The 5,475-nt window shown below is 66.1% G+C and carries 4 protein-coding genes; all 4 read right to left on the bottom strand.

The genetic code is table 11. The features are described 5' to 3' along the window. Positions 1-135 precede the first annotated feature (135 nt). Positions 136-1,161 carry a BMP family protein gene (locus EN781_RS24495; RefSeq protein ID WP_127400404.1) on the bottom strand — a complete coding sequence of 342 codons (1,026 nt, stop codon included), beginning with the start codon at positions 1,159-1,161 and terminating at the stop codon, positions 136-138. 143 nt (positions 1,162-1,304) lie between these two features. After that, positions 1,305-3,368, bottom strand: a complete 2,064-nt coding sequence (locus tag EN781_RS24500) for a 3-hydroxyacyl-CoA dehydrogenase NAD-binding domain-containing protein (RefSeq protein WP_126057540.1) — start codon at positions 3,366-3,368, stop codon at positions 1,305-1,307. Positions 3,369-3,654: 286 nt separating this feature from the next. Beyond that, positions 3,655-4,602, bottom strand: a complete 948-nt coding sequence (locus EN781_RS24505; RefSeq protein WP_126057539.1) for an ABC transporter permease — start codon at positions 4,600-4,602, stop codon at positions 3,655-3,657. Between the two features lie 3 nt (positions 4,603-4,605). Further along, a partial coding sequence (locus EN781_RS24510) for an ABC transporter permease (RefSeq protein WP_145965604.1) occupies positions 4,606-5,475 on the bottom strand: 870 nt, incomplete at its 5' end.

Consider the following 5,475-nt stretch of genomic DNA (forward strand, 5'->3'; position numbering starts at 1 on the left):
GGGGAGGGTGGCCCGCAGGGCCGGGAGGGGTCCCCTCAACCGCCTCGACCTATGACTTAGCAAGATGGAGCGCGTCGCGGGCGACCCCTCCCGGCCCTGCGGGCCACCCTCCCCTCGAGGGGGGATAAGCCGGCCTCAATCCGAGACCGGCGTGTTCTCGTCGACGTCGACGCGGAAGTTGCCTTCGAGGATCTCGGCCTTCTTCTTCTCGACCAGGTCCTTGACCTCGGCCGGCAGCGTCTTGTCGAACTTGTGATACGGCGCCAGGAACGAACCGCCCTTGGCCATGCGCGAGAAATCGCCATAGTCCTGCGCGGTGAAGACACCCGCCTTGACCAGCTTGATCGCCTGCTCGACCGTCGGGTACATGTCCCACACCGGCCCGGTGATCACCGTATCCGGGCCGAGGCTCGACTGGTCGGACATGTTGGAGATGGCGAGGATCTTCTTCTCCACCGCCGCCTCGATGACGCCGAAGCGCTCGGCATGGATCACGTCGACGCCAGCGTCGATCTGCGCCACGGCGGCTTCCTTGGCCTTCGGCGGATCGAAGAAGGAGCCGATGAAGGCGACCTTCTTCTTGATGTTCGGGTTGACCTCCTTGGCGCCGGCGAAGAAGGCGTTGACCAGCCGGTTCACTTCCGGAATGCCCATCGCCGCCACCGCGCCGACGGTGCCGGACTTCGACATCTTGCCAGCAATCAGGCCGGAAAGGTACGCCGGCTCGTGGATCCAATTGTCGAAGACGCCGAAATTGGGCTCGGCCGGCCCGGCGCCGGAGCCGAACAGCCATGCGGTCTTCGGGAACTGTTTTGCCGTGCGGCGCGACTCGCGCTCGGCGGCGAAGGCATCTCCCAGCACCAGCTGGTAGCCGCCCTGCGCATATTCGCGCATCACGCGGCTGAAGTCGGCGGTCTGCACCTTTTCCGACCATTTGTATTCGATGCCGAGCTCCTTCTCGGCCTTCTGCAGGGCGACGTGGATCTGGTTGTCCCACGGCTCCTCGATCGGCGTGGCGAAGATCGCCGCCACCTTCAGCTTCTTGTCCTTGGCTAAGGCGGCATTCGGCAGCACCGCCGCTGCCAGCCCAAGCGCGCCGAGTTCCAGCACGGTGCGCCGAGACAAGCCGGCGCGTTCAATTTTGCTAGGATCGTCTTTCATGGAAGTGCCCCTCTGGTTGACAGCCGTGTCGAGCCGGCCGTTCTCAGGAATGTCAGACGCTGGACTATGGAACGGTGTCTGAGTTTTGTCCACATGGTCAAATTTGATGTGCTTGGATGCGAAGGAACGCGACGTTGAGCCGTTTACGGGACTTGCCATGACCCCGTCTCCGCGAACCTTCTCAGCACCGGCGCCGGCTCGAAGATCGCCCGGCCGGTCCGCCTATGCCAATGCTCCAGCCGCTCGACGATCTTCGCAGCCCCTTCGAGGCCAGCCCAGAACATCGGCCCACCCTTGCCGATGGGAAAGCCGTAACCGTTCGCCCAGACGACATCGATGTCCGACGCCCGCACCGCAATGCCTTCCTCGAGGATCCTCGCGCCTTCGTTGACCAGCGGATAGAGCGTGCGCTCGATGATCTCGTCGGCGCCGATTTCGCGCCGGGCGATGCCAGGCTCGGCTGCCTTGGCGCGGATCAATTCCTCGACCTCGGGATCAGGGACGGGCTCGCGCGAGCCGCTTTCATAGCGATACCAGCCCCTGCCGGTCTTCTGGCCGAAACGGCCCTGCTCGCAGAGCGTGTCGGCAATCACCGCCGTCTGGCCGCGCGCCTTGCGGTTGCGCCAGCCGATGTCGAGGCCGGCGAGATCGCCCATCTGGAACGGCCCCATCGGCCAGCCGAAATCGGTGAACGCCTTGTCGACCTGGCCGGGCGTCGCCCCTTCGAGCAGCAGGAACTCGTTTTCCGCGCCGCGTGCGGACAGCATGCGATTGCCGACGAAGCCGTGGCAGACGCCGACGACGACCGGCACCTTGCCGATGCGCCGCGCTAGCTCCGCAACCGTCGCCAGCGCGTCGGGCGCGGTCCTATCGGCGCGCACGATTTCCAAGAGCTTCATGACATTGGCCGGCGAGAAGAAATGCATGCCGAGCACATCCTGCGGCCGCGACGTCGAGGCGGCGATCTCGTCGACATCGAGATAGGAGGTGTTGGTGGCAAGGATCGCGCCCGGCCTGGCCACCGCGTCGAGTTTGCCGAACACCACCTTCTTGACCGCCATGTCCTCGAACACCGCCTCTATTACCAGGTCGCAATCGGCAAGGTCGGCATAGTCGGTGCTGCCTTTGAACAGGCCAAGCCGTTGCTGCCTGGCCTCTTCCGTCAGCGAGCCACGGCCGACCGAGACCGCGTAGTTCTTCTCGATCATTGCGAGGCCCCGTTGCAGCGCCTCCTCGCCGGTTTCGAGCAAGGTCACCGGAAAGCCGCCATTGGCAAAGGCCATCGCGATGCCGCCGCCCATCGTGCCGGCGCCGATGATGCCGACGCGGGCGATCTTGCGGCGGGTGACGTCCTTGCCTTGTATCTTGGCCGCTTCCCGTTCGGCGAAGAACAGATGCCGCTGCGCGCGCGACTGGTCGCCGGCAACGAGCTTCACGAACAGCGCGCGCTCCGCCGCCAGCGCCTCATCGAACGGCAGCGTGATCGCATTGCGCACGGCTTCGGCGCAGGCAAGCGGAGCCTCCAGCCCACGCGCTTTCCTGGCAAGCTCGGCCGCCTGACGGTCGAAGGCTGCAAGGTCCGTTTCGGCAACGCGGTCCCTGCGTTCGCGCACCGGCGCGAACGACCCGCCTTTGGCGGCCGCCTCGCCGGCGAACCGGACCGCCTGGGCGATCAGATCGCCGTCGAAGACAGCATCGACGAGGCCCGCGGCTTTTGCTTCGCCAGCCGAAATCGGCGTTCCCGAAACGATCATGCCGAGCGCCTTCGCCGCGCCGACCAGGCGCGGCAGCCGTACCGTGCCGCCGCCGCCCGGCAGCAGGCCGAGCTTCACCTCCGGCAGGCCGAGTTTCGCGCCGGCGTCGGCGACGCGGAAATGGCAGCCTAGCGCCAGCTCGAGCCCGCCGCCCAGCGCCGTGCCATGGATGGCGGCGACCGTCGGCTTGGCGATGGTTTCCAGAAGCGCCACAATGGCGCGCAGCTCCGGCTGCTGCACCGGCTTGCCGAATTCGGTGATGTCCGCTCCGGCGACGAAAGTCCGCCCGGCGCACACGATCACGATGGCCCTGACGGTGGCATCGTCGCGCAGCGCGGCCAGCGCCGCGTGGAGTGGCTCGCGGACGTGGAAGCTGAGCGCGTTGACCGGCGGGTTGTCGATTATGACCACCGCCACGCCGTTCTCGTTTGCGACGTTGACAGAATTGGACAAGCGGAACCTCCCGAGACCGGCTGCGATCACGACGGGTTTACTAGGCCGCGCCGCGAATGGGAACCTGATGGTATCGCTGGCACAATGCTTGTCTGGACAAGCCGCGACAGCGCGCTGAAGAAGGCAACACCAAACGATCTGACGAACTCCGCCGATATTCGGTCAGCCGGAGTCGGACGGCCGCGAAGCGACCAAACTGGGTGCGAACCGGAGCGGAACGTAGGTGAAGTACGTGAGCACCGGAAGCGCAGGAAGCCGCCATTTGCAGGCCGGCCTCACCTGGATATCACCGCAGCGCCTTCTCTCCACCTGCCGCCGTTATCACCCCGACGATGATCAGTCCGGTCAGCACCAGCCGCACGCCGGCGCTGACGCCGAACGTGTTGAGCATGGTGAGCAGCAGCACCAGGAACAGGCCAGCGCCCCAGACGCCGGGCACATTGGCCTTGCCGCCGGCGACCGAGGTGCCGCCTATGACGACGACGGCGATCGAGGCGAGCAGGTATTCGTTGCCGATGTCGACATTGGCGCCGCGGAAATAGCCGGCGAGCAGCGCCCCGTCGATACCGCCGAGCGCGCCGGACAGCGTGTAGGTGAGGAAGCGGATGCGGCCGACATTGACGCCGGCGAGCCAGGCGGCGCGGATGTTCTGGCCGATCGCCAGCACCGAGCGGCCGTAGATCATGCGCTGCAGCGACGTTGCCGCGCCGATGGTGAAGAGTACCGTCAGCATCGCCAGCACCGGGATGCCGAGGAATTGCCAGTTGGTGAAGTCGGCGAAACCCGGCGGCGGCTTGATCTGCAGCCCGCGCCCATAGCTGATGTCAATCGACTGTATGATGAAGCTCGCCGACAGGGTTGCGATGATCGGCGGGATGCGGAGCGCCCAGATCAGCAGATAGTTGGCCGCGCCGATCGCAGCCCCGGTGGCGAGCGCCGCGATCAGCCCGACCGCGATCATTGAATCATTGCCGTCCATCACTTTCATGGCGACCGCGCTGGCAAGCCCGATATTGGCCGGCAGCGACAGGTCGACATTGCCGGGTCCGAGCGTGATGACGAACATCTGGCCGACGCCGACGATGACGGTGAAGACGGCCAGCGAAAGTGCCGCCGTGATCATGCCGCCGGCACCATAGCCGCCGGTGAAGACGATGGTCGCCAGCCACACCACGGCTGCGCCGATGAAGGACCAGGTCCACGGTTTGGCCAGCAGCATTCGCAGCGAGGCCATCGCTCACCTCTCCCTGCGGCTGATCAGCACCCGCGCCGCCAGCACGATGATCAGGATGGCGCCGTTGGCCGCCACCTGCCAGTCGGGCGGGATGTGCATGAAGGTCAACAGCGGCGAGGCGGCGAGCGCCAGCGTCAGCGCGCCGATGACGGCGCCGATCGGCGACACCCGGCCGCCGACGAATTCGCCGCCGCCGAGGATGACGCCGGCGATCGACAGCAGCGTGTAGCCGTTGCCGATATTGGCGTCGGCCGAGGTGGTGATGCCGATCAGCGCCATGCCGGAGAGTACCCCGAACAGTCCTGTCAGCGCGAACAGCACGATCCTGGTCTTGAGCAGCGACCAGCCGGCGCGCCGCAGCGCCGCCGCATTGCCGCCGGAGCCGCGCAGGATGACGCCATAGGATGTGCGCATCAGGCCGACATGCACCACCGCCGCGATCACCAGCGCGGCGATGATCGGGAACGGAATGAGAGGCGGCTTGAAGGCCATCAGCGACAACAGCCAGTCAGGTGCCTTGCCGCCGGGCTTCGGCAGGACGAGGATGGCGAGGCCCTGCCAGACGAAGCTCATGCCCAGCGTCACCACGATCGAGGGCAGGTTGCGCAGGTGGATCAGCGCGCCGAGCAGCGCATAGACGCCGATCGAGCCCAGCAGCACCGCCACACCGATCAGCGGCGCATCCTTCAGCCAGGTCGCCGTGACGCAGCCGACAAAGCCGACGAAGGTGCCAATCGAGAGGTCGAGCTCATTGCCGGCGATAACGAACATCTGCGCGATCGTGGCCAGGGCGATCGGGATCGCCAGGTTGAGCATCAGGGTGAAGCCGAAATAGGAGATGGCGCGCGGGTTGAGCCAGGCGATCGCCAAAAG

Source organism: Mesorhizobium sp. M4A.F.Ca.ET.090.04.2.1, from assembly GCF_003999085.1.
GTDB lineage: Bacteria > Pseudomonadota > Alphaproteobacteria > Rhizobiales > Rhizobiaceae > Mesorhizobium.

Coding starts and splice junctions, on each gene's coding strand:
- EN781_RS24495 (WP_127400404.1), bottom strand. CDS start 1,161: ATGAAAGACGATCCTAGCAAAATTGAACGCGCCGGCTTGTCTCGGCGC.
- EN781_RS24505 (WP_126057539.1), bottom strand. CDS start 4,602: ATGGCCTCGCTGCGAATGCTGCTGGCCAAACCGTGGACCTGGTCCTTC.